Source organism: Pseudomonas sp. NFACC04-2, assembly GCF_900119265.1.
In the GTDB taxonomy this organism is placed as follows: domain Bacteria; phylum Pseudomonadota; class Gammaproteobacteria; order Pseudomonadales; family Pseudomonadaceae; genus Aquipseudomonas; species Aquipseudomonas fluorescens_AA.
This window is the reverse complement of record NZ_FPJC01000015.1, coordinates 13,716-39,363: the sequence shown is the minus strand read 5'-3', so window position 1 is coordinate 39,363 and position 25,648 is coordinate 13,716. Positions and strand designations below refer to the sequence as shown.

The following is a 25,648-nucleotide window of genomic DNA, read 5'->3' as shown; positions in this document are numbered from 1 at the left end:
GCATGAAACACCCCAAGACCTTCGCCCTGCTCGGCCTGCTCCTGACCACACAGGCCTCGGCCCATGGCCTGTGGACCGAACAGCGTCGCGGCAACATCGAAGTGATCTACGGCCACGGCGCCGAAGACAATGCCTTCAAGGCGCAGAAAATCAGCGGTGCCTGGGCCTATGACCTGGGCGGCAAGATGATCCCGGTCACCGTAGAACGCCTGCCGGACCACGCCCGCCTGCAACCGCTCAAGCCGCCCGCCGTGCTGGCAGTGGCGCTAGACAATGGCATGTGGTCCCAGACCGCGGACAAGAAGTGGATCAACGAAGGCCGCAGCAAAGTGCCCGGGGCGATCGAGTCGACCCAGACGTTCAAGTACAGCCTGGCGATCTATGAGCCGGGGGCGAAACTGCCGGCGCTTGCACCGATCAAGTTCGTGATCCTGCCGGAAGTCGACCCGCTGACCGTAGGCCCGGGCCAGTCATTGCCGGTACGGGTGCTGCTGGATGGCAAACCGGCGTCCGGTGTGAAACTGGTGGGCGACTACCGCAGTGCGCCGAACACCGTCTCGACTGAAACCGACGCAGAAGGCCGAGCCAAGGTGCTGGTGCGCAACGAGGGCCTGAATGTGATCGCGGCGCAGATGGAAATTGCGCTCAAGGACAACAAGGACGTGGCCACCCGCGGCGTGTTCACCTCGCTGACCTTCCTGGGCGAACCGCATCACGAGTAGGTTGACTGACACGACGCCATCGCGAGCAAGCTCGCTCCCACAGGGGAGAGGCGGTGAACACATTTTTTGTGAACACCCAGTAACCCACTGTGGGAGCGAGCTTGCTCGCGATGATGCCGGCACAATCGCCGCAAAACTCAAGCAGGCGTCAAGCACTCCGGCCCATTGAGCTTCGGATCATTGACCATATTGGCCAATACCCGCTCGCGCAGTGGCGCCGGCTCGCTTGCCAGCAACCCTTGCAAGGCATGCAGCGGTGTCTGCGGGTCGAGCCACAGGCGCTGGCCTTCTTCGTCCAAGATCAACGGCCGGCGCTGGCCCGCCGCCGGCTGGGTGATGACCGCCGTGCTCAGCCACACCTGCTCCTGCACCGGATACGCTTCCCAGATCGCGGCAAAAAACAACGACGAGCCCTCCCCCGGCGTCAGCCAGTACGGGCGCTTGCGCGTGCCGCCGCGCCACTCATAAAAGCCGTTGGCCGGCAGCAGGCAGCGGCGCAGGCGCAAGGCCTCGCGAAACATCGGCTGCTCGGCCACGGTTTCGGCCCGGGCGTGGGCCGGGGTGCGGGACAGGTCGGTCAGCCACGGCGGCGTCAGGCCCCAGCGCGCCCGAGCCAGCTCGCGCTGGCCCTCGGCGCCGGCCCGCAGTATCAGCACCGAATCGTTGGGCGAAATATTCCACTGGGCCTTCTGATCGGCGGGAAAACCGGGCAGGGCCGCAAAGGTGGGGTTCCAGCGAAACAGGGCATAACGTCCACACATGGGGCAACACAACTCTTGATCGAACGAACGACCACCAGCCTAACAGACCAGCGTGCCGGGGTAGCTGTCCGGTTCGTCGCCGGGCAGCGGCAGCGCGGCATTGTACGCGGCGATCAACTCACGGGCGTATTGCGCCTGCTCGTCCTCCACCGCCAGCCCCAGCAGGCCCCGCATGGGCAACTCCCCCGCGCCGCCCAGCAAATCACGTCCCACCAGATGCGCCGTGATGCCTTCGCTCGCAAGCATCCCTTGCAACAACTCGCCTTCCATCAGGTTTTCCAGTTCGTAGATTCGCTGCATGGGCGCCCCATCATTCGTTTTCGCTGAAGACTTCGAGATGCCATTCCTCGCCATGGACCTGCAGCACAAAGGTGATCGGTCGACAGCACACCTGACAGTCTTCGATGTAGGTCTGGTCGCCGCCGGACAAGTCCACGGTTGTCTCCACATTCTCCCCGCAATAGGGACAATCATAATGAGCCTGCTCCAGCATCGCGGTCTCCCAAGTGACTTGTGCGTATAATCGCCGGTCTATTTGCAGGGCTATTTTCGTCTGGCTTATCTTCCAGGCCGTGCCCCGTCGTTTTTTCGATCGAACCTTTACTTACCCTAGCCGTTTCCAACAAGAGAGCATGATGGGCGAATTCGATGCCATCCGACCTTACGACGACAGCGAAGTCCCAGCGGTGCTGGCACGGCTGCTCGGCGACAAGGCGTTTCTAGATATCCTCACCCACTTCCGCTTCCCACGCCTGGCCGGCGCCTTCGGCTGGATGCTCAAACCCCTTATAGCGCAAAGATTGCGCCGTGAGTTCGCCGGTGTGACGTCGGTCGCCACTTTGCAGGACAAGGTGGAGTTCTACGTCGACCACACCATCGAGCGCGCCACCGATGGCGTGACCTACACCGGCGTGGAGCAATTCAAGTCCGGCAGCGCCTACCTGTTCATCGCCAACCACCGCGATATCGTGATGGACCCGGCCTTCGTCAACTACGCCGTGTACCACGCCGGTCTGCCGACGCCGCGCATCGCCATTGGCGACAACCTGCTGCAAAAGCCTTTTGTCAGCGACCTGATGCGCCTGAACAAGAGCTTCATCGTGCACCGCTCCATCACCGGACGGCGGGAAAAAATGGCGGCGTACCAGTTGCTGTCGGCGTACATCAACCATTCGATCCGCAACGACTGCGCCTCGATCTGGATCGCCCAGGCCGAAGGGCGGGCCAAGGACGGTGACGACCGGACCGAATCGGCGATCCTCAAGATGTTCCACATGAGCCGCAAGGAGGAGCCGTTCGGCGAGGTGATCCAGTCGCTGAACCTCACGCCGGTGTCGATCAGCTACGAATACGACCCGTGCGACCAGGCCAAGGCCCGCGAGTTGTACATCCGCGCCACCACCGGCACCTACACCAAGGCACCGGGCGAAGACGACGTGAGCATCGCCAAGGGCATCACCGGCTACAAGGGCCGGGTCCACGTGAACTTCGCCGCGCCCATCACCGAGCTGTTCGAGGACACCAAGCAATTGGCCCTGGAAATGGACCGGCAGATTCTCGGCGGCTACCGCCTGTTCCCGGTGCATTACCTGGCTTACGCCCAATGGGCCGATGCCGACCCGCAGTTGCAGGTGCCGACGGCGGCCGAGGTGTTTGGCGCCGATGAACTGGCCAAGGCCCAGGAAGAATGGCAGCGTCGGCTGGACGCTTGCCCGCCGGAACACCGGCCGTTCCTGGTGCTGCAGTATGCGACGCCGGTACGTAATCAGTATCGGGTCAAGGCGGGGTTGGCGCTTTAAGCGATAGGTCTGAGGACATGGGCTCCCTGTGGCGAGGGAGCTTGCTCCCGCTCGATTGCGCAGCAATCGCAAAACGGGCTTGCGGTTAGTCAGAGCCTTGAGGTTGACCGTTCAAGAGGGGGCTGCTTCGCAGCCCAGCGGGAGCAAGCTCCCTCGCCACAAAAGCACCTTTGCCTAGCGGCCCTCGCTTGCGCTGCAAGCGCCCTCGCCACGGCTACGCAGTCAGAACTGCGTACTGATCCACGACACCAGCAACGCCAGCGCCAGGCAGCCAAAGCCGAACCGATAGAAGAACCGGTTCATGCGCTGGGTGGCCAGGTCCAGCAGTGCTTCGAAACGCTCCTCGCCATTGCCATTGCGTGCTTGCAGGCAGGCTCGCGCCCGTTGTTCACGACGACGCGTCGCGTGCAGTACCCAGCCGCCCGGGCAGGCAAACAGCAACGCGAGCAGGTTGATCAGTTTGGCGGGGTGGGCAGCGAACAACGAAAACAGATGCAACGACATCACGAACCTCAAGCGATAACGGACAGGACTGACACGCCCGTGGCCTACGAACAGGGCGCGAATTCTACCGAAAGCCCGCCGCCCTGCACCGTTTTTTCCGACCAGTAACGAACGGCAGGGATAATGGCCTGGTGACTTCGTGGCGAGGGAGCTTGCTCCCGCTGGACTGCGCAGCAGTCCCAAAAAAAGCTTGCACGATTAACCTGACACACCGAGACGCTAGTCGGGGGCTGCTGTGCAGCCCAGCGGGAGCAAGCTCCCTCGCCACAGGCTCCGCAATCAAGCCTTGGCTTAATTTCCCCCGTCACGGTTTCGTCATCTGATTAGGCCACTCTGTCGCCCTTCAAACCCGCACGGAACCCGTCATGCTCCACGCCGAAAACCAGGATCGCCTCTATCTCATCAGCCCAAGCGACGAACAGCAGAACCTCGTCGACAGCCTGTCCTTCAATGTGCAGGACCGCCATTGGCTGGTGTATTGCGCCCTCGGCGGCCATCAACATGCCGACCTGCCTGAGACAGACCTACTGACAGGGATCAGCGTGCTGGAATTCTATTCCCAGGCCGCCTGAAAAAAACTGTGGGAGCGAGCTTGTTCGCGCTAGCGGTGGATCAGCCAACATCGAGATGGCTGACACTCCGCTATCGCGAGCAAGCTCGCTCCCACAAGGGTTACAGGACTTGATGCTTACTCAGCCAGCACCTGGCCAATGGTCGGGTCCTTGAACAGCCGGGTCAGGGCATCGCTCAACACGTCGCTGACCAGCTTGGTGTTGGTATCCTGGTTAGGCGCCATGCCGAAGCGCTGGTCCAGGGACGCCCCGTAACGACCGCTGTAGCGGCGGTTGGCATTCTGCACGTCGGAGCGGAAGGTCGCGCCGATGGTGGCTTCGGTCACGTACATGCCTTCCTTGGGCGACTGGTACTTGAGCTCGGCCAGGGTCACGGTCAGTTGCGGTGCATTCAAGGCATTGGCGGTCGGCGTGAAGCCCAGCAAACGCACCGCGGCTTCCGCCTGGGCCTGCAGCTTGGGCAGGATCTGCGCACCCTGCACCGTGATCACACTGGTTTCCGGGTACAGCCCGCCACGGGTGCCGAGGGTCGGCGACGGACGCCCGTCCACGACCCGCACCACCACCGGCTGGCCACGCCCCACAGGCGCCAGTTGGGCATTGAGCTTGGGCTCCGGGTTAAGTTGTTGCGGGCTGTGGGCGCAGCCGACGAGGGTCAGACTGGTCACAGCGATCAAACCGAACAACAGGCGTTGCAACATGCTCTTCTCTCCAGAATCGGGCACAAACAGGCCGGCAGTATAGCGGTGCGCCATCGCAGTGAACTAGCGCCTTACGATGAATACTGAAATGTCTGACACGGGCCGTGATTGCCGGTTCCTGTCACCCCATTGTCACGGTCCTTACACCGGTATGTCATGGCCCGCTGTCAGCCTTGCTCCAAGCTCCCTGACCCGGTATCCGCTCATGCGCTTCCTCATTTCCCTGTTCACCCCACGTCCCCATCACCGCAGCTTCGCCCTGCTCGATCGCAACGGCCGTTGTCAGGCCTTCAAGCAGTGCAGCCTGCAACCGATGGGCGAGGGCTGGGTGGAAATCGACGAAATCCGCCTCAACTGGTTGCACCAGCCATTGCCCGCCAGCGCCCGCGTGCAACCGCTTCGTGCCCGCGCACGCAACCGACAACTGTTGACCATCTGACCGGACGGCTAATAAAAGTCATTAAACACGACCATTTCCCTGCGTTTCTTCGATACAATCTCCCCCCGATTATAAGGACGTCTCCTGATCGGGCCTCGCAACACCGCTGATGCGCTGGTATTGGCACCCCGCACCGCCCACAGAGAGCCGCCCACACAGATCGAGTGAAGCTGGCGCGCTTGCTGTTCTCCAGGCAAATCACCACTTTTCGCGAATCTGCAGAGCTGTCATTACGCTCGGTCACTGAGCTGTCTGCCTGTTTTGCCTGTCATGTACTACATGGGGGCAACCAAACCGGGCACGGTGCCAGGCTGGGGCAGCCCTTTTTTGAGGTTCACGTCTTCAAAAGAGCGTGAAAAAACGGGTTTTCACAACTTCACGAGAGTGTGGCGAGCAAATGAAGAGTTTTGCGTCTGAACAAGCACCATTAGCGTCTGAAACAGCCCAACGACACAGGACCGGATATCGCTCAAGAACCGGCGCCTGAAGCCTTTCCGCTACGGATTTGGTTGCACGAACGGATGTCTCGGCCATAAGTCGAATTGCCCGCCCGGCGCTTAAATGAGTTCATGTGACTCTTGAGGCCAGGCTGCATGCATCCGCAGTAGGTGCGAAAAATTGCGAAGATTCGGACATGGCGATCCTGGCCATGGATAACTGGGGCGCAACTGACCTGCCCCGCCACTCCTGGCCGCTATGCCGACAATTTGGTGCTGCAGATTTTGGAGACGCGTTAAATGGCGCATAACGAAGCAGTCGATGTAGTTCTGGTAGGGGCCGGCATCATGAGTGCCACCCTGGCCGTGCTGCTCAAGGAGCTCGATCCCGCGATCTCGCTGGAAGTCGTCGAGCTGATGGACTCCGGTGCCGCGGAGAGTTCCAACCCGTGGAACAACGCCGGTACCGGCCACGCCGGGCTGTGTGAGCTCAACTACACCCCCCAGGCGGCCGACGGCACGGTCGACATCAAAAAAGCCGTGCACATCAACACCCAGTTCGAAGTGTCGAAGCAGTTCTGGACGTACCTGACCCAGAAAGGCACGTTCGGCTCTTCCAAGTCCTTCATCGCCCCGGTGCCACACCTGAGTTTCGTACAGGGTGAGAAAGGCGTGGCGTTCCTGAAGAAGCGCTTCGAGCTGATGCGCCAGCATCACGCCTTCGCCGACATGGAATACACCGAAGACAAAGGCCAGATGGCCGAGTGGATGCCGTTGATGATGCCTGGCCGGCCGGACGATGAAGTCATCGCCGCCACCCGCGTCATGAACGGGACCGACGTCAACTTCGGCGCCCTGACCAATCAGTTGCTCAAGCACCTGACCAGCGCCCCGGACACCCAGGTCAAATACTGCAAGCGCGTCACCGGCCTCAAGCGCAACGGCAGCGGCTGGACCGTGAGCATCAAGGACGTCAATTCCGGCAGCACCCGCGAAGTCGACGCCAAGTTCGTCTTCCTCGGTGCCGGCGGCGCGGCCTTGCCGCTGCTGCAAGCCTCGGGCATCGAGGAAAGCAAGGGCTTCGGTGGCTTCCCGGTCAGCGGCCAGTGGCTGCGTTGCGACAACCCGGAAGTGGTCAAGCACCATCAGGCCAAGGTCTATAGCCAGGCCGCCGTGGGCTCGCCGCCAATGTCGGTGCCGCACTTGGACACCCGCGTGGTCGACGGCAAGAAATCCCTGCTGTTCGGGCCATACGCCGGTTTCACCACCAAGTTCCTCAAGCACGGTTCGCTCATGGACCTGCCGCTGTCGGTACGCGCCGGCAACATCGGCCCGATGCTGGCCGTGGCCCGGGACAACATGGACCTGACCAAGTACCTGATCAGCGAAGTGATGCAGTCCATGGAGCAGCGCCTGGAATCCCTGCGTCGCTTCTACCCAGAGGCGAAAGCCGAAGACTGGCGCTTGGAAGTGGCCGGCCAACGGGTGCAGATCATCAAGAAAGACCCGAAGAAAGGTGGCGTCCTGCAGTTCGGCACCGAACTGGTGGCGGCCAAGGACGGCACCCTCGCCGCCCTGCTCGGCGCATCGCCGGGTGCTTCGGTGACCGTATCGATCATGCTGGAATTGATCGAGCGCTGCTTCCCGGACAAGGCCAAGGGCGAGTGGGCTGGCAAGCTCGCAGAGATCTTCCCGGCCCGGGAAAAAGTACTGGAAACCGACGCGGCGCTGTATCGCAAGATCAACACGCAGAACAACATTGCGTTGGAGTTGGTTGAAGACAGCAAGGCTCAAAGTTACGCCTGATACCTTGCCGCCAATATAAAAAAGCCTCCCGTGCAGACGGGAGGCTTTTTTTATTTTCTCGGTGTTAGTTCATGCTGAATTTGACGCGTGTTCCACCGTGACTGACATAGTCGTCATCATCTTCAACATAAAACAATTCAGCGACACAGGAACCCGCCGGCTCCGCCTTGACCCAGCGATGATAAGGCATTGCCTCTTTATCATTGCCCGGTGCCCTTGCGACATGTCCAAAGCTGAAATGACAGGTTCGACCGCCTTGCGTATAGCTGAAGGCCTCTCGCTCGGCCCGTGCCTGGGGCAGGTAGTAGGTTAACTCCTGGCTCTCGCCCGGGTTTATCGAGAAGCTGTGGCCTGCATTGGCCGGATTCTGCGTCCAGGTAAAATCGCTGCCGGGAACGATGACGGCGGCGGTTGCGTTGTAGACTTCAACATTGACAATTTCATCCCGCGCACAGGAAGCGGAACTTGCCAGACATGCCGCCAGGGACAATAACACCCCGGAGATACACTTCTTTTGATCTTCCATGATGAATACAGCTCCATTTAAACGATGACGTCAAAGCCACTTGGCTTCGACGCAAAAGTAATGGAAATTCAAATAAAACAAAACAGTCCGAATGGTGACATAACCTTTCGGAACAACTTGCAGAAGAAAAATTAGTTGCGATCAGCCCGAATGATTCAACGCTCCGAAGAGCGTCGACAGAGGTTCAATTCAGCGGCGCGCCTTGTTGATCAATTCGATGTATTCCTCGGCATTGCGCTGGTCCTGGATCAGCGCAACGAAATCGTTGCCGTGCTCATCCTTGCCGTCGAGGTCATGGCCCGCCTCGACGAAAAACGTCAAGAAGCGCTCGAAATCATCGACCCGCAGGCCACGGTAGGCCTTGATCAGTTTGTGCAACGACGGCGAAGTGGCATCGACCGGTTCGAAATTGAGGAACAGCTTGATCTGCTCGTCGCTAATCTCGTCGCCAATCACTTGTTTCTTGTCTTTACGCATTGCCGGCTCCAACTCGCACAATTCACGGGGGCGGGCAGTTTACCCCCGGCAGGCCTCAGGGCTCAACGCGGGCGTTCGGTGCCGGTGTGCAGGTCGGCCCAGATATGGCCATTGGCGTAGGTGAGGAACTGCACGTAGACCGTGTTGTTGCGCAACAGATCGATGACCACCCGGTACTGGGCCTGTGGATAAGACAGCGTCAGGGTCTTGCTCGCCTCGTCGAAGGCCGGTTTCTTCAAGCTTTTGCTTTCGCCGTCGAAGTTGAGGATCACCTGGCTGATGGTCGCCCCCTTGTTCAAAGACTTGCCCTTGAGACGGACCAGCAAGGGCGAAGTGACCGGGATCGGTTGCTGGTTGGACTGGCGCTGGTTACCCAGCACCACCGAATACTCGGTCACTTGCAGCAACTGTTGCTGTTCGGGCTGTTCCTGGCGCACCACCAGGTCATCCGGCGGCAGGAACTGGCTGTGCATCGGCGCGGCCACGGCCATCAAAGGCAGGCTGGCGATCAACAGTGAAGTGGCGCAGCGACGGATCGATACACGCATGACAACCTCCAGAATCTTGGCCGGGCACTCTAGCATGAGCAGGAATAGTAAAAATAAGCGATCCGGATCAATACATCCGGACAGCGGGCGCGGCATACTCAAAGAGGCCATCAGCGTCGATCTCACTGGCGCCTGCCTTTGTGGCGAGGGAGCTTGCTCCCGCTGGATGGCGCAGCCGCCCCAGGATATTGCGAGCGCTACGCACTCGAGCGGGAGCAAGCTCCCTCGCCACGGCCAGTGCCAGCCCCCCTTGCGAGGAGTATTCATGTCTTTCTCCGCCCCACCGTTGTTCGCCGCCTGGCGCCAGACCTGGCGTGCCGGCTACACCCTGGAACGCCTGCGCGGCGACCTGGTGGCCGGGCTGACCGTCGGCATCATCGCCATCCCCCTGGCCATGGCCCTGGCGATTGCCGTCGGCGTGCCGCCACAGCACGGCCTGTACACGGTGTTGGTGGCGGCGCCGCTGATCGCCCTCACCGGCGGCTCGCGCTTCAACGTGAGCGGGCCGACAGCGGCGTTCGTGGTGATCCTGCTGCCCATCACCCAACAATACGGCCTCGGCGGCCTGCTGCTGTGCACCATGCTCGCCGGCCTGATCTTGATCGCCCTGGGCCTGATACGCGCCGGCCGCTTGATCCAGTACATCCCCTATCCGGTCATCCTCGGCTTCACCGCGGGCATCGGCGTGGTCATCGCCACTTTGCAACTGAAGGATCTGCTGGGGCTGACCACCGCAGGGCAAGCCAAACACTACATCGAACAACTGGGCGAATTGATCGTGGCGCTGCCCGGTGCCCGTCTGGCTGACGGGGTCATCGGGGCCGCGTGCCTGGCGGTGCTGATCGTCTGGCCGCGCTGGGTGCCACGGGTGCCCGGGCATCTGGTGGCGCTGCTGGTGGGCACGTTGCTGGGGCTGGCGATGGAGCGCGGCGGATGGCCGATCGCGACGCTGGGCGAACGTTTCAGCTACGTCATCGATGGCATCGCTCACCCGGGCATCCCGCCCTTCCTACCCAGCTTCGACTGGCCTTGGAACCTGCCGGACAGCCAGGGCCATCCGTTGATCCTGTCCTATGACCTGATCCGCCAATTGCTGGCGCCCGCCTTCGCCATCGCCATGCTCGGTGCCATCGAATCGCTGTTGTGCGCGGTGGTGGCCGACGGCATGACCGGCAGCAAGCACGATCCCAATGCCGAGCTGATGGGCCAGGGACTGGGCAACCTGGTAGCACCGCTGTTCGGTGGCATCACCGCCACCGCCGCCATTGCCCGCAGCGCCACCAATGTGCGCAGTGGCGCCTTTTCACCGCTGGCCGCGATCATCCACAGCCTCGTGGTGCTGGTGGCGATTGTGCTGCTGGCGCCGCTGTTCAGTTACTTGCCCATGGCCGCACTGGCCGCGCTACTGGTGATGGTCGCCTGGAACATGAGCGAAGCCGGGCATGTGCTGCACACCCTGCGCATCGCCCCGCGCAGCGACGTGCTGGTGCTGCTGACCTGCCTGGGCCTGACGGTGCTGTTCGACATGGTCCTGGCCGTCGCCGTCGGCCTGCTGCTGGCCGCCGGGCTGTTCATCAAGCGCATGAGCGAATTGACCGACAGCGCCGAGTTGCCGCGCGACTTTCACCAAGCCCTGCTGGACATGCCCGAGCATGTTCGCTGCTACGCCATTCGTGGACCGTTGTTCTTTGGCGCGGCTGAAAAAGCCCTGGATGTGCTGCGCCGGTTCGACCCGGCCGTTCGGGTGGTGGTCGTGGAAATGAGTGCCGTGCCCATGCTGGACATGACCGCGCTGGCTGCGTTTGAAAATATCCTGAAGGATTACCGCAAGCACGGCATCGGGCTGATCTTGGTGGCGACCGCGCCCAGGGTGCGCCTGAAACTGCGCCGCGCCGGTATTCATCGCGAACAGCGGCAATTGGCGTATGTGCAGACCCTGGAGCAGGCGCGGGTCAAGAGTGAGCAGTGGTTGGCTGGAGGCAGCACCGCTCACCCAAGACTTGCTTGATTCATAGTGAGATCGCTGGTGCACAGCAGATTCATGTGGCGAGGGGATTTATCCCCTCGCCACAAAAGCTCCGTGCCAGCGACTGATTCGGTGCTCAGTCGAACTGAGCGCGCATCCAGGCCTGGTACTCGGCCACGCCCGCCTCGCCTTCGCGGGGTGCCCAGTGGGCCAGTTCGCCCTCGCCCACGGGCCGGTAAGGACCGGCCTTGCACTCGAACATCAGGCTGTCGGCTTCCAGCACCACCAATCCGTGATACACACCGGCCGGCAGGTCGACACCGAGGCAATCTCCACCGGCCTGCAGGATGCGCTTGTCCACCACCGCACCGGCCTCGTCGAAAATCAACACCCCCAGCCGCCCCTTGAGCACCAGCAAGGTTTCCGCCTTATCGGCGCTCAGGTGACGGTGCGGCGGGATGTAGGTGCAAGGCTGCAAGCCAACCGCCATGCGGTGGCACGGCTCATCCATCTCATGGAAATTATGGTGCTGTCGTCCGCGAGGACTGGCCGCGGCTTTCTCGGCCAATTCATCGAACAACGCTTGTTCCAGGAAACTTGGCCGAGTCATCGACTACATCCCCTTGACGGCGAAAATGCCATTGGCGTTGCGCCAGTAACCTTTGTAGTCCATGCCGTAGCCGAAAATGTAGCGGTCGATACATGGCAGGCCGACGAAATCGGCTTTCAAGTCCGGCCGCGCCTTGCGGTCATGGTCCTTGTCGATCAGCACGGCGGTGTGCACGGCGCGGGCGCCGGCGTGTTTGCAGAAGTCGATGATCGCGCCCAGGGTGTGACCTTCATCAAGGATGTCGTCGATGATCAGCACGTCGCGGTCGATGAACGAAACTTCCGGCTTGGCTTTCCAGAACAGGTCGCCGCCGCTGGTCTCGTTGCGATAACGCGTCGCGTGCAGGTAGGACGCTTCCAGGGGGAAGTTCAGATAGGTCAGCAGCTTGCCGGAGAAAATCAGGCCGCCGTTCATGACGCAGAACACCACCGGATTGGCATCGGCCAGTTGCTCGTTGATTTGCGCACCGACACGGGCGATGGCCGCTTCGACTTCGGCTTCGGTGTACAGGCAGTCAGCCTCTCGCATGATTTGACGGATATGCTCGAGATCAGCGGACATGGCGCTCTCCAAGGGTGGCAGGATTCGGAAAAGCCGGCAAAGGTACGCATCCCGCCCGGCCAGATCAAGCGTTTGTGGACTAACGTTCTGTATTGTCTATAGGACAACACCCTCGGATAGATTAATCTAGGCCGGTTTTTTTGCCCGCCGCCGGAGCCTTCCCCATGCCCATCCTCGAGATCCGCCATCCGCTGATCAGACACAAACTCGGCCTGATGCGCCGCGCCGATATCAGCACGAAGAACTTCCGTGAACTGGCCCAGGAAGTCGGTGCCCTGCTCACCTATGAAGCCACCAAGGACCTGCCGCTGGAGTCCTACGAAATCGATGGCTGGGCCGGTACGGTCCAGGTCGAGAAAATCGCCGGCAAGAAAATCACCGTGGTACCGATCCTGCGCGCCGGCATCGGCATGCTCGAAGGCGTACTGAGCCTGATCCCAGGGGCCAAGGTCAGCGCCGTGGGCGTGGCTCGCAACGAGCAGACCCTGCAAGCCCACACCTACCTGGAAAAACTGGTGCCGGAAATCGACGAGCGCCTGGCGATGATCATCGATCCGATGCTCGCCACCGGCAGCTCCATGGTCGCCACCATCGACCTGTTGAAAAAGGCCGGTTGCCGGGACATCCGCGCCATGGTGCTGGTTGCTGCCCCCGAAGGCATCAAGGCCGTGCAGGACGCCCACCCGGATGTGACCATCTACACCGCGTCCATCGACCAGAAACTCAACGAACATGGCTACATCATCCCGGGCCTGGGCGATGCCGGCGACAAGATCTTCGGCACCAAGCAGAAGGACGCTTGAGCATGCGGGATGAGTTCAACGATCCGCTCTGGCGCCAGGTCCTGTCAGGCGCGCAGATGCTGTTCGTCGCCTTCGGCGCGCTGGTATTGATGCCGCTGATCACCGGCCTGGACCCTAACGTGGCGCTGTTCACCGCCGGCCTGGGAACGATCCTGTTCCAGCTCGTCACCGGGCGCCAGGTACCGGTCTTCCTGGCCTCGAGCTTTGCCTTCATCACCCCGATCATCCTCGCCAAAGGCCAGTTCGGCCTGGCCGCGACCATGGGTGGGGTGATGGCGGCGGGTTTCGTCTACACCTTCCTGGGCCTGGCGGTGAAGATCAAGGGCACCGGGTTCATCGACCGGCTGCTGCCGCCAGTGGTCATCGGTCCGGTGATCATTTCCATCGGCCTGGCCATGGCGCCGATTGCCGCCAACATGGCAATGGGCAAGGCCGGCGATGGCACCGAGCTGATTCATTATCAGACCGCGATGATGATCTCGATGCCGGCCCTGCTCACCACCCTGATCGTGGCGGTGTTCGGCAAAGGCATTTTCCGCCTGGTGCCGATCATTTCCGGCGTGCTGGTGGGCTTTGCCATGGCGTTTTTCTTCGGGGTCGTGGACACCGCGAAAATCGCCGCCGCCCCCTGGTTCGCCCTGCCAGCCTTCACCGCACCGGAGTTCAATTGGCAGGCGATCCTGTTCATCGTGCCGGTCGCCCTGGCGCCGGCCATCGAGCACATTGGCGGCGTGATTGCCGTGGGCAGCGTGACCGGTCGCGACTACCTGAAAAAACCCGGCCTGCACCGTACCCTGCTGGGTGACGGCATTGCCACCACCGCCGCCGGCCTGTTCGGTGGCCCGCCCAACACCACCTATGCCGAAGTGACCGGCGCGGTGATGCTGACCAAGAACTACAACCCGAAAATCATGACCTGGGCGGCGATCTTTGCCATCAGCCTGGCGTTCATCGGCAAGTTCGGCGCGCTGCTGCAAAGCATCCCGGTGCCGGTGATGGGCGGGATCCTGTGCCTGTTGTTCGGTTCGATTGCGGCGGTGGGCATGAATACGCTGATCCGCCACAAGATCGACCTGGGCGAGGCGCGCAACCTGGTGATCGTTTCGGTGACGCTGGTGTTCGGCATTGGCGGCGTACTGGTGGGCACCGGCACCGGTCCGGACGACTTCGGCCTCAAAGGCATCGCGTTGTGCGCGGTGGTGGCGATCGCACTGAACCTGCTGCTGCCGGGCAATGACGGCTGGAAGCAGAAGAAGGCGGATGAGCCGCTGTTATAAATCAGCCTGTTCTATTGTGGCGAGGGAGCTTGCTCCCGCTTGGGTGCGAAGCGCCCATACCAGTGGGACTGCTTCGCAGTCCAGCGGGAGCAAGCTCCCTCGCCACAGGTTTGCATTACAACGCGATCGGAGCCCGTTCGCAGAGAGCACTCAACGCCTGCGCCCACTGCGGCTCATCATTGAGGCAAGGCACCAGCACCAACTCCTCCCCCCCTGCCGCGCGGAACTGCTCGCGACCGCGATCGCCGATTTCCTCCAGGGTTTCAATGCAATCGGCCACGAACGCCGGGCACATCACCAGCACTTTCTTCACGCCGCTTTTGGCCAGTTCTTCCAGGCGCGCCTCGGTGTAGGGTTCGATCCACTTGGCCCGCCCCAACCGCGACTGGAACGACACCGACCATTGGCCATCCGCCAGCCCCATGCGTTGGGCAAACAGTTCGGCAGTGCGGATGCATTGCGCGCGGTAACAGGTCGCCATGACTTCCGGCGGCGCATTCTTGCAGCAGTCGGCATCCTTGAAGCAATGAAATCCCGTCGGGTCGAGCTTGGTCAGGTGCCGTTCCGGCAAGCCGTGGAAACTCAACAACAGATGATCGTGTTCCTGCATCAGGTACGGCTTGGCGCTGGTCACCAGGGCGTCGAGGTATTCGGGCTGATCGTAGAACGGTTGGAGGATCGAAAACTGCACATTGAGCTTCTTTTCCCGTACGACCCGCTTGGCCTCCTCGATCACCGTGGTCACGGTGCTGTCGGCGAACTGCGGATACAACGGCGCCAACGTGATCTTCTTGTGTCCCTGACTCGCAAGCCGCACCAGCGCCGATTCAATGGACGGCTCGCCATAACGCATCGCCAGCTCCACCGGACCCTGGGTCCACTGCGCGGTCATGGCCTGTTGCAGCCGGCGACTGAGCACCACCAACGGCGATCCTTCCTCCCACCAGATCGAGGCGTAGGCGTGGGCCGACTGTTCGGGCCGCTTGATCAGGATCAGCGACACCAGCAAGCGCCGCACCGGCCATGGCAGATCGATGACATACGGGTCCATCAGGAATTGATTGAGGTAGCGGCGCACATCGGCCACCGAGGTGGAGGCAGGCGAACCCAGATTCACCAGAAGCAACGCGTGATCGGTCATGCAACGTCCTATTTCAAAGGCGGCTGGACAAGTCTTCCAGGGCCGCAGGCAAATCAGTGAACCGGAATGTGAAGCCCGCCGCCTGCAATCGGGCCGGCGTGGCGCGCTGGCCGCCGAGCAACAGCAAGGACAACTCCCCCAGCGTGACCTTCAGCGCCAGCTCCGGCATCGGCACTACGGCCGGCCGATGCAATACGCGCCCCAGGGCCTTGGCAAAATCGCGGTTGCGCACCGGGTTCGGCGCGCATGCATTATAAGGACCGCTGGCATCGGTGCGATGCAGAAGAAAATCAATCAGGGCGATTTGATCGTCAATGTGAACCCACGGCATCCACTGCCGACCATTACCGATACGCCCGCCCAGCGCCAGTTTGAATGGCAACAGCAGCCGCGACAAAAAGCCGCCCTCGGCGGACAGGACCAGACCGGTACGCACCAGCACCACGCGCAGGCCCAAGGCCTCGGCCCGTTGCGCGGTTTCTTCCCAGGCGATGCACAACTGGCTGGCGAAATCTTCGCTCACCGGTCCCGATTCCTCGGTCAACTCACGCTCACCACCGTCGCCATACCAGCCCACCGCGGAACCGGAAATCAGCACCTGCGGCTTCTGTTCGCAACGCTCCAGCCACGCCAGCAAAACTTCCGTCAACGTGATACGACTGCTCCACAACAACATCTTGCGTTTGTGGCTCCAGGGCCGGTCGGCGATGGGGGCGCCGGCGAGGTTGACCACCGCGTCCACAGGGTCGTCAATTTCGTCGAGCTTGGCCACGCCCCGCACCGAGGTCCCGCAGATTTTCGCCACCTCTTCGGGTCGACGACTCCATACCGTCAGGCGATGCCCCTGCTGCAACCAGAGGCGGCAGAGCTGACGTCCGATCAAACCAGTACCGCCGGTCAGCAATATGTGCATGAGATGTTCCTCGAATCGCGTTTTACCCGGCCCATTAGTCTATTTTTATAAGCAGGGATTTTTCGTATCGGACAGGGTCTGTGTTTAACAATAGGACAACCTGTCCAAACGCGAACGGTAAAACTTATACCAAAAACCCGAATTGTACAGGTTTAAACGACGGCGTAGTCTGTACAGAAAGGTAAACGAGGCCCTCATGACTGTACCTATCGCGATCATCGGCACCGGCATCGCCGGACTTTCAGCCGCCCAGGCCCTGACGGAGGCCGGGCATATCGTTCAACTCTTCGATAAAAGCCACGGCAGTGGCGGACGCATGTCGAGTAAGCGCAGCGACGCCGGCGCACTGGACATGGGCGCGCAATACTTCACCGCCCGCGACCGCCGCTTTGTCACGGAGGTCCAGCGCTGGCAAGCCAACGGCTGGGCCGCGGAATGGAACCCGCAGCTCTACAATTTCCAGAATGGGCAACTGAGCCCATCGCCGGACGAACAGACTCGCTGGGTCGGCACCCCGCGCATGAGCGCCATCACCCGTGCCTTGCTCGACAAACTGCAGGTGCAGTTTTCCTGCCGGATCACCGAGGTGTACCGCGGCCAGGAGCATTGGCATCTGCAGGACGCGGAAGGTTTCACCCATGGCCCCTTCGGCCACGTGGTGATCGCCACGCCCGCACCCCAGGCTACCGCATTGCTGGCGGCCGTACCGAAGCTGGCCGCCGTGGCCGCCGGCGTGAAGATGGACCCGACCTGGGCTGTGGCCCTGGCCTTCGAAGCAGCGCTGGATACGCCCATGGAAGGCTGCTTCGTACAGGACAGCCCTTTGGACTGGCTGGCGCGCAACCGAAGCAAACCGGGACGCGACAGCAAGCTCGACACCTGGGTACTGCACGCCACCAGCGACTGGAGCCGGCAGCACATCGACCTGCCCAAGGAAGCGGTGATCGAACACCTGCACGGTGCCTTTGCCGAACTGCTGCACAGCGCGATGCCCGCACCAAGCTTCAGCGTGGCCCATCGTTGGCTCTACGCCCGCCCCGCCGGCAGCCATGAATGGGGCGCCCTGGCCGATGCCGACCTGGGGCTGTACGTGTGTGGTGACTGGTGCCTGTCCGGCCGGGTCGAAGGCGCATGGCTCAGCGGCCAGGAGGCTGCGCGTCGCCTGCACGCAAGCTTGCAGTAGATCGCGTCACCCATCGCTCTTCGCTGCTGTCGAAAGAGACAGCAGCCTGCCCGCAGCACCACTGACGTCACCCAGTCCCTCTATGAATCCGGTTGACTTGTGTGCATTCGGATCTATGATGAAAATATTGTACATAAATATAAATTTGTACAAGATTAAGCCATCAGAGGTCGCCCATGCCCAGCGCAGCCATCGCCAAACCCAGAATCGCCGTCAGCGCCTGCCTGATGGGGGCCGAAGTTCGCTTCAACGGCGGGCACAAGCAATCGCCGTTGTGCAGCCGCACCCTCATCGATTACTTCGATTTCGTGCCGGTGTGCCCCGAAGTCGCCATCGGCCTGGGCATTCCCCGGGAGCCGATTCGCCTGGTGGGCAATCCTGAACACCCCGAGGCGCTTGGTACGGTGAATCGCGACCTCGACGTGACCCGGCCATTGGCCGACTATGGGCAGCAAATGGCCGAGGAACTGGATGACCTCTGCGGCTACATCTTCATGCAGAAATCGCCGTCCTGCGGACTGGAGCGGGTCAAGGTCTATGACCATAACGGTGTCCCCCAGGAAGGCGGCGGGCGCGGCATCTATGCCCAGGCCTTTTGTGAACGCCATCCCGATCTGCCGGTGGAGGAAGACGGTCGCCTCAACGACCCGGTACTGCGGGAGAACTTTCTGACCCGGGTGTTTGCCTATGCCGCCTGGCAACCCTTGCGCCGCCAGGGCCTGACCCGGCGCGACCTGCTCGAATTCCACTCGCGCTACAAATACCTGCTCATGGCTCACAACCCCGAACAGTACAAGACCCTGGGGAAATTGCTGGGCGACATGGGCAAGGCCGATCCCAATGAACTGGGCTCACGCTATTTCAGTGCATTGATGGCCGCCTTGAAGAAATGCGCCACCCGCCGCACCCATACCAATGTGCTGCAACACCTGAGCGGTTACCTCAAGCGCGCCATCGATGCCGAGGACAAGCAGGAGGTACAACATCTCATCGGGCAATACCGCCTCGGCATTGTGCCCTTGGTGGTGCCGCTGACGTTGCTCAAGCATCACCTGCGCCAGCACCCTGACCCTTACCTGGCGCAGCAGGTCTACCTGCAACCACACCCGGAAAACCTCAGCTTGCGAAACGCCATTTAATGAAAAACGCCCCCGATTCCAGCGCCCGCGAAGACCTGGGTGCCGACTTTGCCAAGGCCTTGGCGCAAGGCTGGCTGCCCATACGCGAAGTCGCCCGGCAGACCGGTGTCAACGCCGTCACGTTGCGGGCCTGGGAGCGCCGTTACGGACTGATCGTGCCCCATCGCACGCCCAAGGGCCACCGCCTGTTCAATGCCGAGCATGTGCAACGGATCCTGAGTATCCTCACCTGGATTGATCGTGGCGTTGCAGTAAGCAAGATCAAGCCGTTGCTGGACACACCACCGCTGGCGACGGACCCCATGCAGCCGCCGGAAGATGACTGGCAGCGTCAGCGCCACGCGTTGGTGCTGGCGGTGACGCAACTGGCCGAGCGTCAGATCGATGATCTGGTTAACCAGGCGATGGCGCTGTATCCGCCCTGGTCCGTGTGCGAGCAATTGCTCTTGCCGTTGCTGGCCGAGCTGCACTCGCGCTGGCAAGGCCAGTTCGGCGCGCAACTGGAACGGGTCTTCCTGTACTCATGGCTGCGCAGCAAGTTTGGCAGCCGGATCTACCACAACAACCGTCAGTTGCGCGGTGCGCCACTGTTGCTGGTCAATCATTCGGACTTGCCCCATGAGCCGCACCTGTGGCTCACCGCCTGGCTGGCCAGCAGCGCCGATTGCCCGGTGGAGGTGTTTGACAGCCCGCTACCGGCGGGCGAACTGGCCCTGGCGGTCGAACGCCTCAAGGCTCGCGGCGTCCTGTTGTACTCCAGTCACGCCATCAACCTGTCCCAACTGCCCAAGCTACTGGGTGGAATCGATTGCCCGATCATCATTGCCGGCCCGGCCGCGTCGATCCACCACGCCCGGTTATCCACAGGCGTTTCGATGATTGACCTGTCCTGGGCTGAAGACCCGCTATCGGCTCATCGCGAACTGAGCCGCAGAGAACTCCTTTAGATGGAAAACAGCCTGCAACTGATCTGGCTGCGCAGCGACTTGCGCCTGCACGACAACACCGCCCTCGCGGCGGCCGCAGCTCAAGGGCCATGCGTAGCGGTGTACCTGACCAGCCCCGAACAATGGCGTGCCCATGACGACGCAGCGTGCAAGATCGATTTCTGGCTGCGCAACCTCGGCGTATTGAGCACGGCCCTGGATGAATTGAACATCCCGCTCTTGATTCGCGAGGCAACGCATTGGCACCAGGCGCCGCACGTGCTGCTCAAGCTATGTCGCGAACTGAACGTTGGCGCCGTGCATGTCAACGAAGAGTACGGTCTGAATGAAACGCAGCGTGACACCGAAGTCGCCCGTGCATTGAATGACCAGGGCATCGAGCTTCACCGTCACCTCGATCAACTGCTGTTCAGGCCTGGCAGCGTACTGACCAAGACCGGCAATTATTTCCAGGTGTTCAGTCAGTTCCGCAAGGTCTGCTACAACCGTCTGCATTTTTCGCTGCCGAGCCTGGTCGCCACACCGCTCCAGCAGGCCCGCACCGGCATTGCCCGAGATCCGGTGCCGACGCACGTCGATGGGTTCGCCTCGCCCAGCGAAGCACTGCGCGCCCTCTGGCCCGCCGGTGAAACCGAAGCCCGACGGCGACTGGACAGTTTTGTCGACCAGCACCTCGACGATTACCAGCACGAACGGGACTTCCCGGCCCGGCCAGGCACCAGCCAGCTCTCGGCCTACCTGGTAGCCGGGGTGGTGTCGCCACGTCAGTGCCTGCATGCCGCGCTGCAAGCCAACCGGGGTGAATTCGAGAGTGGAAGCGTCGGCGCCGTGACCTGGATAAATGAGTTGCTCTGGCGCGAGTTCTATAAACACATTCTCGTGGGCTATCCACGTGTATCGCGCCACCGCGCGTTCCGCCCGGAAACCGAGGCGCTGGCCTGGCGCAAGGCCCCCACCGAACTGGAGGCCTGGAAACAGGCACGCACCGGCCTGCCGATTATCGACGCGGCCATGCGCCAATTGCTGGAAACCGGTTGGATGCACAACCGTTTGCGGATGGTGGTCGCCATGTTCCTGACCAAGAACCTGCTGATCGATTGGCGTGAAGGCGAGCGTTTTTTCATGCAGCACCTGATCGACGGGGACCTGGCCGCCAATAATGGCGGCTGGCAGTGGAGCGCCTCCACCGGCACCGACTCGGCGCCTTGGTTCCGCATCTTCAACCCGTTGAGCCAGTCGGAAAAATTTGATCGCGAGGGCCTGTTCATCAAGTACTGGTTACCTGAACTGAACGATCTGGATAGGCAACAGGTCCATAGCCCAAACAGCCAAGGCGGCTTGTTTGGCCCAGTGGATTACCCGGCACCGATCGTCGATTTGCGCGAGTCCAGGGCGCGTGCGCTGGCAGCGTTCAGAAACCTGCCGACGCGACAGGATGCAGCCGTTGAAGGCGTGGGCGATTAGCGAACATGAAATTGCCGTGGCGCGGGATGCAATATTTACCCGATAACATATAGTCGTACTAATCGTACGAACTCTACTGAAAGTCGTGTATCAGCGGTAGGCAATCGAAAGGAGTACGGCATGGGTTTAAGACTGCCCCGGCGCTATTGGCTTACCGGGGCCGGCAACGGAATTGGCGCTTCGTTGGCTGAAGCGATACTCGAGACAGGTGCACACCTGGCCGTCAGTTCACGCTCGCCCCGCTCGTGCGAAACCCTTTCGGTACGTTATCCAGGACAAGTGCTGATCGTGCCCGGCAATTTGACCGACAGCCAGACCGTGCGCGAGATCGGTGAACAGATCGCCCGGCAATGGGGTGCTCTGGATCAGGTGATCCTCAATGCTGGAACGGCTGAGTACGTTGACGAACGGCATACTGACCACACGTTGATCGAGCATATCGTGCGCAGTAACCTGCTGGCCGCCAGTTTCTGCATCGAAGTGGCCATGCCCTTGTTGCGCGTCGGGACCCAACCTCATCTGGTGGGTATTGCCAGCCCGGCAACTTATCTGCCGCCCTCGAACATCGAAGCGGGTGGAAGCGGGATCCGCCATCTGTTCGAGTCGACTCGGGCAGAGCTGGCCTCTGCAGGCGTTGATGTGACATTGGTGCACCCTGGCTACGATGCCCCATCGCAGGGGCCCGACGATTGTTTCCCATTCCCGGCCCACTGGTCGCCAGAAGAAGCGGCGCGGCATGTGCTGGATCACGTGGTCGAACGCCCCTGGGAAGTCGCGCTTCCCATCGCGTCCATGACCGCACTGTGGCCCTTGCCTTCATCCACCGAAACCCTGCCGGCCGACATCGACTCCTGCCAGGCAAAAAACGGCTATCCGATCAAGGGACGACCCTGAGCCGCCGATTGCCTTACACTGCGCGCCATGAAAACCATCCCCCTCCATGAAATCCCGGCACCGGCCGTCACATGCTCGACATGCGCGGCGTGCTGCTGCCAGTTGGAAGTGATGCTGATCACCGACACCGGGGTCCCGGAGCGTTTTATCGACACGGACGATTGGGGTGGGGAAGTGATGTTGCGGCTCGACGACGGTTGGTGCGCGGCCCTGGATCGCGACAGCATGATGTGTACCATCTACGAAAAGCGCCCGCTGATCTGCCGCGAGTTCGAGATGGGCGCGCCGGAATGCCTGGAAGAGCGCCAGGGCATTGCGACGGCGTATCGGTAGGAAAATAGATCCGATTTTTGTGGGAGCGGGCTTGCTCGCGAAAGCGTCGGATCAGCCAGCACTGAAGTGATTGACACTATGCCTTCGCGAGCAAGCCCGCTCCCACAGTATTTAATGTTACAGCGGCATCGTGTAGTGCAGCGCGTAGCTTTCCACACCGTCGTTGGTCGACTTGATACCTGCGTTGGAGTAGTGAGTGGCGCGAACGCCCACTTCATGTCCACCATTGAAGCGCAAGCCGAAACCGATGCGGTCCTCGAACTGGAAAGCCGTGCCCAACTTGTTGGTTTCCACCTCGGTGTTGGCAAACAGCGCAACACCTACCCCCGCCTCGATGTAAGGCTTCACGTTCTGGCCGGAAAACTCGTACACAAATACGGGCGAGAACGACAGGCTATGGTTGCTGGAAGTTTCGTCCCCTTCCCAATAGGTATAGGCGCCGCTCCAGTAACCGGTCAGGCGACCGACATCGCTCTGCCACCAACTCTTGTCCCAGTCGAACTGCATGCCCAAGCGATAGGTCATGGTCGAGTCGCTAGTTTGGCCAACCCCAAACTCCACACCCGCCGCCTGAGCGGTGTAAGTGTGCCCCAGCAATGCAGCCGCAAACGCGGCAAAGCAGAATAAGCGCTTCATTAGAACATCCTTTCCGAACAGACTTAGTTAGTTTAGTTACAAACAGACAAAGCTATAGAAATCCGCGGTAAAACAGAAGTTCAGCCCGTTTCACACAATTTTCACGTTTTTCTTACAGTTCGAAGCTTCGCACAACGCCAGACGAATGCCATAGCAATGGTAGGATTTTTCTAAAATGTATCGGATCTGCACTTGTCCAAAACTCGGTCTCGCGGGCCGGCCCTTCGGCCAATAGGTCTCGCTCGGCCAACAGCCGTTGAAGTTGGCGTGCCACGGCGGCACCGGTGTCGATCAGGCTGATGTGGGTCGGAATCATTGGCTTGAGCAATGGCTTGAGGAATGGATAGTGGGTGCACCCCAGGATCAGCGTATCGCAACCGGCTGCAAGCAACGGCTCGACGTAATGTTGCAGCAGTTGATGCAAGGCCTGGCTGTGCAGGTCCCCCGCTTCGATCAACTCGACCAGGCCCGGGCACGGCTGGGTGATCACGCGCACATCGGTGGCGAAACGGTCGAGCAAGGCGGCGAACTTGGCGCTCTGCAAGGTGCCGGTGGTCGCCAGTACGCCGACGATACCGCTGCGGGTCGCGGCGGCCGCCGGTTTGACCGCCGGCTCCATGCCGACGATCGGCCAGTGGGGGAAATCATGGCGCAGGTCGGCAACGGCGGCGACCGTTGCGGTGTTGCAGGCCACCACCAGCGCCTTGGCGCCCTGGCCCAGGAGAAAGTCGGCAATGATCGTGCTGCGCTGTCGGATGTATTCTGGAGTTTTCTCGCCGTAGGGAATATGCCCACAGTCAGCCACGTACAGCAGCGACTCATTGGGCAGCAACTGACGGATCTCGCCCAGCACCGACAGCCCGCCGACGCCCGAGTCGAGCACTCCGACCGGCGCTTCACTCATGTTGATCACCACACACGCTGCAACCTGGATCACGCTTGACCCGCAGCTCTCTGAATCGCGTGCCCAAGGCATCGATCAACAGCAAGCGCCCCACCAGCGGCTCACCGAAACCGACCAGCAACTTCAAGGCTTCAAGGGCTTGCAGACTGCCCACCAACCCCACCAGCGGCCCGATCACACCGGCTTCGCTACAGGTCAGCTCGGCTTCGCTACCGTGGCCGTAGAGACAGTGGTAGCAAGGGCTTTCAGGGCGACGCGGATCGAACACCGACAACTGCCCTTCCAGGCGAATCGCCGCGCCGCTGACCAGCGGCTTACCCGCCGCGACACAGACCGCGTTCACCGCCTCGCGGGTCGAGAAATTGTCCGAGCAGTCGAGCACCACATCCACCGCCGCGACCGCAGCGGCCAGACTGTCTTCGTCCATGGCGGTCCGGTGAGGTACCAACCGAACCTCGGGGTTGATCGCCCCCAGGCGCCGCATCGCCGAATCGACCTTGCTCAGGCCGACGCTGTCGGTGTCGTGAATGACCTGGCGTTGCAGGTTGGTCAGGTCGACGCTGTCGAAATCCGCCAGGTGCATCTCGCCCACGCCAGCGGCGGCCAGGTACAACGCCACCGGGGCGCCGAGCCCGCCGAGGCCGATGATCAACACGCGGCTTTGCTTGAGACGCAATTGGCCGTCGATGTCGACGTGCTGCAACAGAATCTGCCGGCTGTAGCGCAACAGCTCCTGATCGTTCAGCACGGCAGGCACCCCAGGCTGATGCGCTCATGCCCCCCCAAGTCCTTGCGACTGTGGACCTCGACAAATCCTTGGGCGCTCAGCAAATCGCGCACCGCCTCGGCCTGGTCGTAACCATGCTCGAGCATCAGCCAGCCACCCGGTTCGAGGTGCGCCGGCGCCTGGGCCACGATCTGGCGCAGATCATCGAGCCCGTCCGGCCCGGCCACCAAGGCACTGGCCGGCTCGAAACGCACGTCGCCCTCGGCCAGGTGCGGATCGCTGGCCGCGATGTACGGCGGGTTGCTGATGATCAACTGGAAACGCTCGCCTTCCAAGGCGCTGAACCAGTGGCTGCTCAACACCGTGACATTACGCAGGTCCAGGCGCTGGCGATTGCGTTCGGCCAGGGCCACGGCCTCCAGCACCCGGTCGACCGCCGTGACGTTCCAGGCCGCACGCTCACTGGCCAATGCCAGGGCAATCGCGCCGCTGCCGGTGCCCAGGTCCAGGACCCGGGCCGGTGTCGCGGGCAGCAAGGCCAGTGCGGTTTCCACCAGCAACTCGGTGTCGGGACGCGGGATCAGCGTATGGGGCGCGACTTCCAGGTCGAGTTTCCAGAAGCCCTGTTGCCCAAGGATGTAGGCCACCGGCTCGCCGGAGCGACGGCGACGCAGGTATTCGGAGAACAGCAACGCCGCCTCGCTGGGCACGATCCGCTCGGGCCAGGTGTGCAGGAAGCTGCGGGACTTGCCCAGGGCAGCGGCCAGCAACAACTCGGCGTCCAGCCGCGGCGTGGGCGAATCCGGCAGCTCGGCGGCGCGTAACAGACTGGCGATGATGGTCATTTATTCACCTGTG

General features: G+C 61.6%; 30 protein-coding genes. 14 read left to right on the top strand and 16 right to left on the bottom strand.

Features of this window, described 5'->3' with window-relative positions; all coding sequences use genetic code 11:
- The first annotated feature begins 2 nt into the window (after positions 1–2).
- Positions 3–722 carry a DUF4198 domain-containing protein gene (locus BT125_RS19450; protein ID WP_072409383.1) on the top strand — a complete coding sequence of 240 codons (720 nt, stop codon included), beginning with the start codon at positions 3–5 and terminating at the stop codon, positions 720–722.
- A gap of 137 nt (positions 723–859) precedes the next feature.
- On the opposite strand, the gene BT125_RS19445 is transcribed toward BT125_RS19450, so the two are convergent.
- From BT125_RS19445 to BT125_RS19435, 3 genes are read right to left on the bottom strand one after another with little or no spacing between them, the layout of a single operon-like run.
- On the bottom strand, positions 860–1,483 hold the full coding sequence (locus tag BT125_RS19445) for an SOS response-associated peptidase (protein ID WP_072409381.1): 624 nt from the start codon (positions 1,481–1,483) through the stop codon (positions 860–862).
- 39 nt (positions 1,484–1,522) lie between these two features.
- Positions 1,523–1,783 carry a putative signal transducing protein gene (locus tag BT125_RS19440; RefSeq protein ID WP_072409379.1) on the bottom strand — a complete coding sequence of 87 codons (261 nt, stop codon included), beginning with the start codon at positions 1,781–1,783 and terminating at the stop codon, positions 1,523–1,525.
- A 10-nt stretch (positions 1,784–1,793) separates the two neighbouring features.
- Positions 1,794–1,976 carry a CPXCG motif-containing cysteine-rich protein gene (locus BT125_RS19435; protein ID WP_072409377.1) on the bottom strand — a complete coding sequence of 61 codons (183 nt, stop codon included), beginning with the start codon at positions 1,974–1,976 and terminating at the stop codon, positions 1,794–1,796.
- 139 nt (positions 1,977–2,115) lie between these two features.
- Here BT125_RS19435 and BT125_RS19430 point away from each other — a divergent pair, with 139 nt between their 5' ends.
- Positions 2,116–3,282: a 1-acyl-sn-glycerol-3-phosphate acyltransferase gene (locus BT125_RS19430; protein ID WP_072409375.1), complete on the top strand. Its 1,167-nt coding sequence runs from the start codon at positions 2,116–2,118 to the stop codon at positions 3,280–3,282.
- 222 nt (positions 3,283–3,504) lie between these two features.
- Here the strand turns inward: BT125_RS19430 and BT125_RS19425 are convergent, their stop codons facing one another.
- A complete protein-coding gene (locus BT125_RS19425) occupies positions 3,505–3,786 on the bottom strand; it encodes a hypothetical protein (RefSeq protein WP_060740672.1) in 282 nt (93 codons plus the stop codon).
- A 365-nt stretch (positions 3,787–4,151) separates the two neighbouring features.
- On the opposite strand from BT125_RS19425, the gene BT125_RS19420 reads away from it, so the two are divergent.
- On the top strand, positions 4,152–4,358 hold the full coding sequence (locus BT125_RS19420; RefSeq protein WP_003185312.1) for a hypothetical protein: 207 nt from the start codon (positions 4,152–4,154) through the stop codon (positions 4,356–4,358).
- Positions 4,359–4,474: 116 nt separating this feature from the next.
- On the opposite strand, the gene BT125_RS19415 is transcribed toward BT125_RS19420, so the two are convergent.
- On the bottom strand, positions 4,475–5,059 hold the full coding sequence (locus BT125_RS19415; RefSeq protein WP_003205489.1) for a YajG family lipoprotein: 585 nt from the start codon (positions 5,057–5,059) through the stop codon (positions 4,475–4,477).
- A 205-nt stretch (positions 5,060–5,264) separates the two neighbouring features.
- On the opposite strand from BT125_RS19415, the gene BT125_RS19410 reads away from it, so the two are divergent.
- Both BT125_RS19410 and mqo read left to right on the top strand, forming a co-directional pair.
- Positions 5,265–5,498 (top strand): hypothetical protein, encoded by a 234-nt coding sequence (locus BT125_RS19410; protein ID WP_014340171.1) that lies wholly within the window; start codon positions 5,265–5,267, stop codon positions 5,496–5,498.
- Positions 5,499–6,235: 737 nt separating this feature from the next.
- Positions 6,236–7,741, top strand: coding sequence for a malate dehydrogenase (quinone) (gene mqo, locus BT125_RS19405; protein ID WP_072409374.1), 1,506 nt, complete (start codon positions 6,236–6,238; stop codon positions 7,739–7,741).
- Positions 7,742–7,805: 64 nt separating this feature from the next.
- Here mqo and BT125_RS19400 read toward each other — a convergent pair whose 3' ends face one another.
- The 3 genes from BT125_RS19400 to BT125_RS19390 all read right to left on the bottom strand — a co-directional run bounded on the left by BT125_RS19400 (position 7,806) and on the right by BT125_RS19390 (position 9,292).
- Positions 7,806–8,267 carry a hypothetical protein gene (locus BT125_RS19400; protein ID WP_072409372.1) on the bottom strand — a complete coding sequence of 154 codons (462 nt, stop codon included), beginning with the start codon at positions 8,265–8,267 and terminating at the stop codon, positions 7,806–7,808.
- A 189-nt stretch (positions 8,268–8,456) separates the two neighbouring features.
- Complete coding sequence (locus BT125_RS19395; protein ID WP_072409370.1) at positions 8,457–8,744, bottom strand: PA4642 family protein; 288 nt, start codon at positions 8,742–8,744, stop codon at positions 8,457–8,459.
- A 62-nt stretch (positions 8,745–8,806) separates the two neighbouring features.
- A complete protein-coding gene (locus tag BT125_RS19390) occupies positions 8,807–9,292 on the bottom strand; it encodes a hypothetical protein (protein ID WP_072409368.1) in 486 nt (161 codons plus the stop codon).
- A 265-nt stretch (positions 9,293–9,557) separates the two neighbouring features.
- On the opposite strand from BT125_RS19390, the gene dauA reads away from it, so the two are divergent.
- Complete coding sequence (dauA, locus tag BT125_RS19385) at positions 9,558–11,300, top strand: C4-dicarboxylic acid transporter DauA (RefSeq protein ID WP_072409366.1); 1,743 nt, start codon at positions 9,558–9,560, stop codon at positions 11,298–11,300.
- 94 nt (positions 11,301–11,394) lie between these two features.
- Here the strand turns inward: dauA and BT125_RS19380 are convergent, their stop codons facing one another.
- Both BT125_RS19380 and BT125_RS19375 read right to left on the bottom strand, forming a co-directional pair.
- A complete protein-coding gene (locus BT125_RS19380) occupies positions 11,395–11,868 on the bottom strand; it encodes a WbuC family cupin fold metalloprotein (protein WP_072409364.1) in 474 nt (157 codons plus the stop codon).
- Between the two features lie 3 nt (positions 11,869–11,871).
- Complete coding sequence (locus BT125_RS19375) at positions 11,872–12,429, bottom strand: hypoxanthine-guanine phosphoribosyltransferase (RefSeq protein WP_053125250.1); 558 nt, start codon at positions 12,427–12,429, stop codon at positions 11,872–11,874.
- Positions 12,430–12,593: 164 nt separating this feature from the next.
- Here BT125_RS19375 and upp point away from each other — a divergent pair, with 164 nt between their 5' ends.
- Together upp and BT125_RS19365 are read left to right on the top strand one after the other, a co-directional pair.
- A complete protein-coding gene (gene upp, locus BT125_RS19370) occupies positions 12,594–13,232 on the top strand; it encodes a uracil phosphoribosyltransferase (RefSeq protein WP_003185330.1) in 639 nt (212 codons plus the stop codon).
- 2 nt (positions 13,233–13,234) lie between these two features.
- Positions 13,235–14,509, top strand: coding sequence for a uracil-xanthine permease family protein (locus BT125_RS19365; protein ID WP_072409362.1), 1,275 nt, complete (start codon positions 13,235–13,237; stop codon positions 14,507–14,509).
- A 115-nt stretch (positions 14,510–14,624) separates the two neighbouring features.
- On the opposite strand, the gene hemH is transcribed toward BT125_RS19365, so the two are convergent.
- Both hemH and BT125_RS19355 read right to left on the bottom strand, forming a co-directional pair.
- Positions 14,625–15,650 carry a ferrochelatase gene (gene hemH / locus BT125_RS19360; RefSeq protein WP_072409360.1) on the bottom strand — a complete coding sequence of 342 codons (1,026 nt, stop codon included), beginning with the start codon at positions 15,648–15,650 and terminating at the stop codon, positions 14,625–14,627.
- A 13-nt stretch (positions 15,651–15,663) separates the two neighbouring features.
- Positions 15,664–16,563, bottom strand: a complete 900-nt coding sequence (locus BT125_RS19355) for a TIGR01777 family oxidoreductase (protein WP_072409358.1) — start codon at positions 16,561–16,563, stop codon at positions 15,664–15,666.
- Positions 16,564–16,759: 196 nt separating this feature from the next.
- Here BT125_RS19355 and BT125_RS19350 point away from each other — a divergent pair, with 196 nt between their 5' ends.
- The 6 genes from BT125_RS19350 to BT125_RS19325 all read left to right on the top strand — a co-directional run bounded on the left by BT125_RS19350 (position 16,760) and on the right by BT125_RS19325 (position 22,523).
- A complete protein-coding gene (locus BT125_RS19350) occupies positions 16,760–17,746 on the top strand; it encodes an NAD(P)/FAD-dependent oxidoreductase (protein WP_072409356.1) in 987 nt (328 codons plus the stop codon).
- 176 nt (positions 17,747–17,922) lie between these two features.
- Positions 17,923–18,885 (top strand): YbgA family protein, encoded by a 963-nt coding sequence (locus BT125_RS19345; protein WP_072409354.1) that lies wholly within the window; start codon positions 17,923–17,925, stop codon positions 18,883–18,885.
- Positions 18,885–19,832 carry a MerR family transcriptional regulator gene (locus BT125_RS19340; protein WP_072409352.1) on the top strand — a complete coding sequence of 316 codons (948 nt, stop codon included), beginning with the start codon at positions 18,885–18,887 and terminating at the stop codon, positions 19,830–19,832. The genes BT125_RS19345 and BT125_RS19340 overlap by 1 nt, the downstream gene beginning before the upstream one ends.
- A 12-nt stretch (positions 19,833–19,844) precedes the next feature.
- A complete protein-coding gene (gene phrB, locus BT125_RS19335) occupies positions 19,845–21,296 on the top strand; it encodes a deoxyribodipyrimidine photo-lyase (protein ID WP_072409551.1) in 1,452 nt (483 codons plus the stop codon).
- A 120-nt stretch (positions 21,297–21,416) separates the two neighbouring features.
- The gene (locus BT125_RS19330; RefSeq protein ID WP_072409350.1) at positions 21,417–22,190 is read left to right on the top strand and encodes an SDR family NAD(P)-dependent oxidoreductase; all 774 of its coding nucleotides are present in this window, start codon (positions 21,417–21,419) and stop codon (positions 22,188–22,190) included.
- Positions 22,191–22,217: 27 nt separating this feature from the next.
- A complete protein-coding gene (locus tag BT125_RS19325; protein ID WP_060740657.1) occupies positions 22,218–22,523 on the top strand; it encodes a YkgJ family cysteine cluster protein in 306 nt (101 codons plus the stop codon).
- Between the two features lie 117 nt (positions 22,524–22,640).
- Here the strand turns inward: BT125_RS19325 and BT125_RS19320 are convergent, their stop codons facing one another.
- The 4 genes from BT125_RS19320 to prmC all read right to left on the bottom strand — a co-directional run bounded on the left by BT125_RS19320 (position 22,641) and on the right by prmC (position 25,635).
- The gene (locus BT125_RS19320) at positions 22,641–23,159 is read right to left on the bottom strand and encodes an acyloxyacyl hydrolase (RefSeq protein ID WP_072409349.1); all 519 of its coding nucleotides are present in this window, start codon (positions 23,157–23,159) and stop codon (positions 22,641–22,643) included.
- A 112-nt stretch (positions 23,160–23,271) separates the two neighbouring features.
- Positions 23,272–24,063 (bottom strand): glutamate racemase, encoded by a 792-nt coding sequence (gene murI / locus BT125_RS19315; RefSeq protein ID WP_072409347.1) that lies wholly within the window; start codon positions 24,061–24,063, stop codon positions 23,272–23,274.
- Positions 24,056–24,811, bottom strand: a complete 756-nt coding sequence (locus BT125_RS19310) for a molybdopterin-synthase adenylyltransferase MoeB (RefSeq protein WP_072409549.1) — start codon at positions 24,809–24,811, stop codon at positions 24,056–24,058. The genes murI and BT125_RS19310 overlap by 8 nt, the downstream gene beginning before the upstream one ends.
- A complete protein-coding gene (gene prmC / locus BT125_RS19305) occupies positions 24,805–25,635 on the bottom strand; it encodes a peptide chain release factor N(5)-glutamine methyltransferase (protein ID WP_072409345.1) in 831 nt (276 codons plus the stop codon). Before prmC ends, BT125_RS19310 begins: the two co-directional genes overlap by 7 nt.
- Positions 25,636–25,648: the final 13 nt, after the last annotated feature.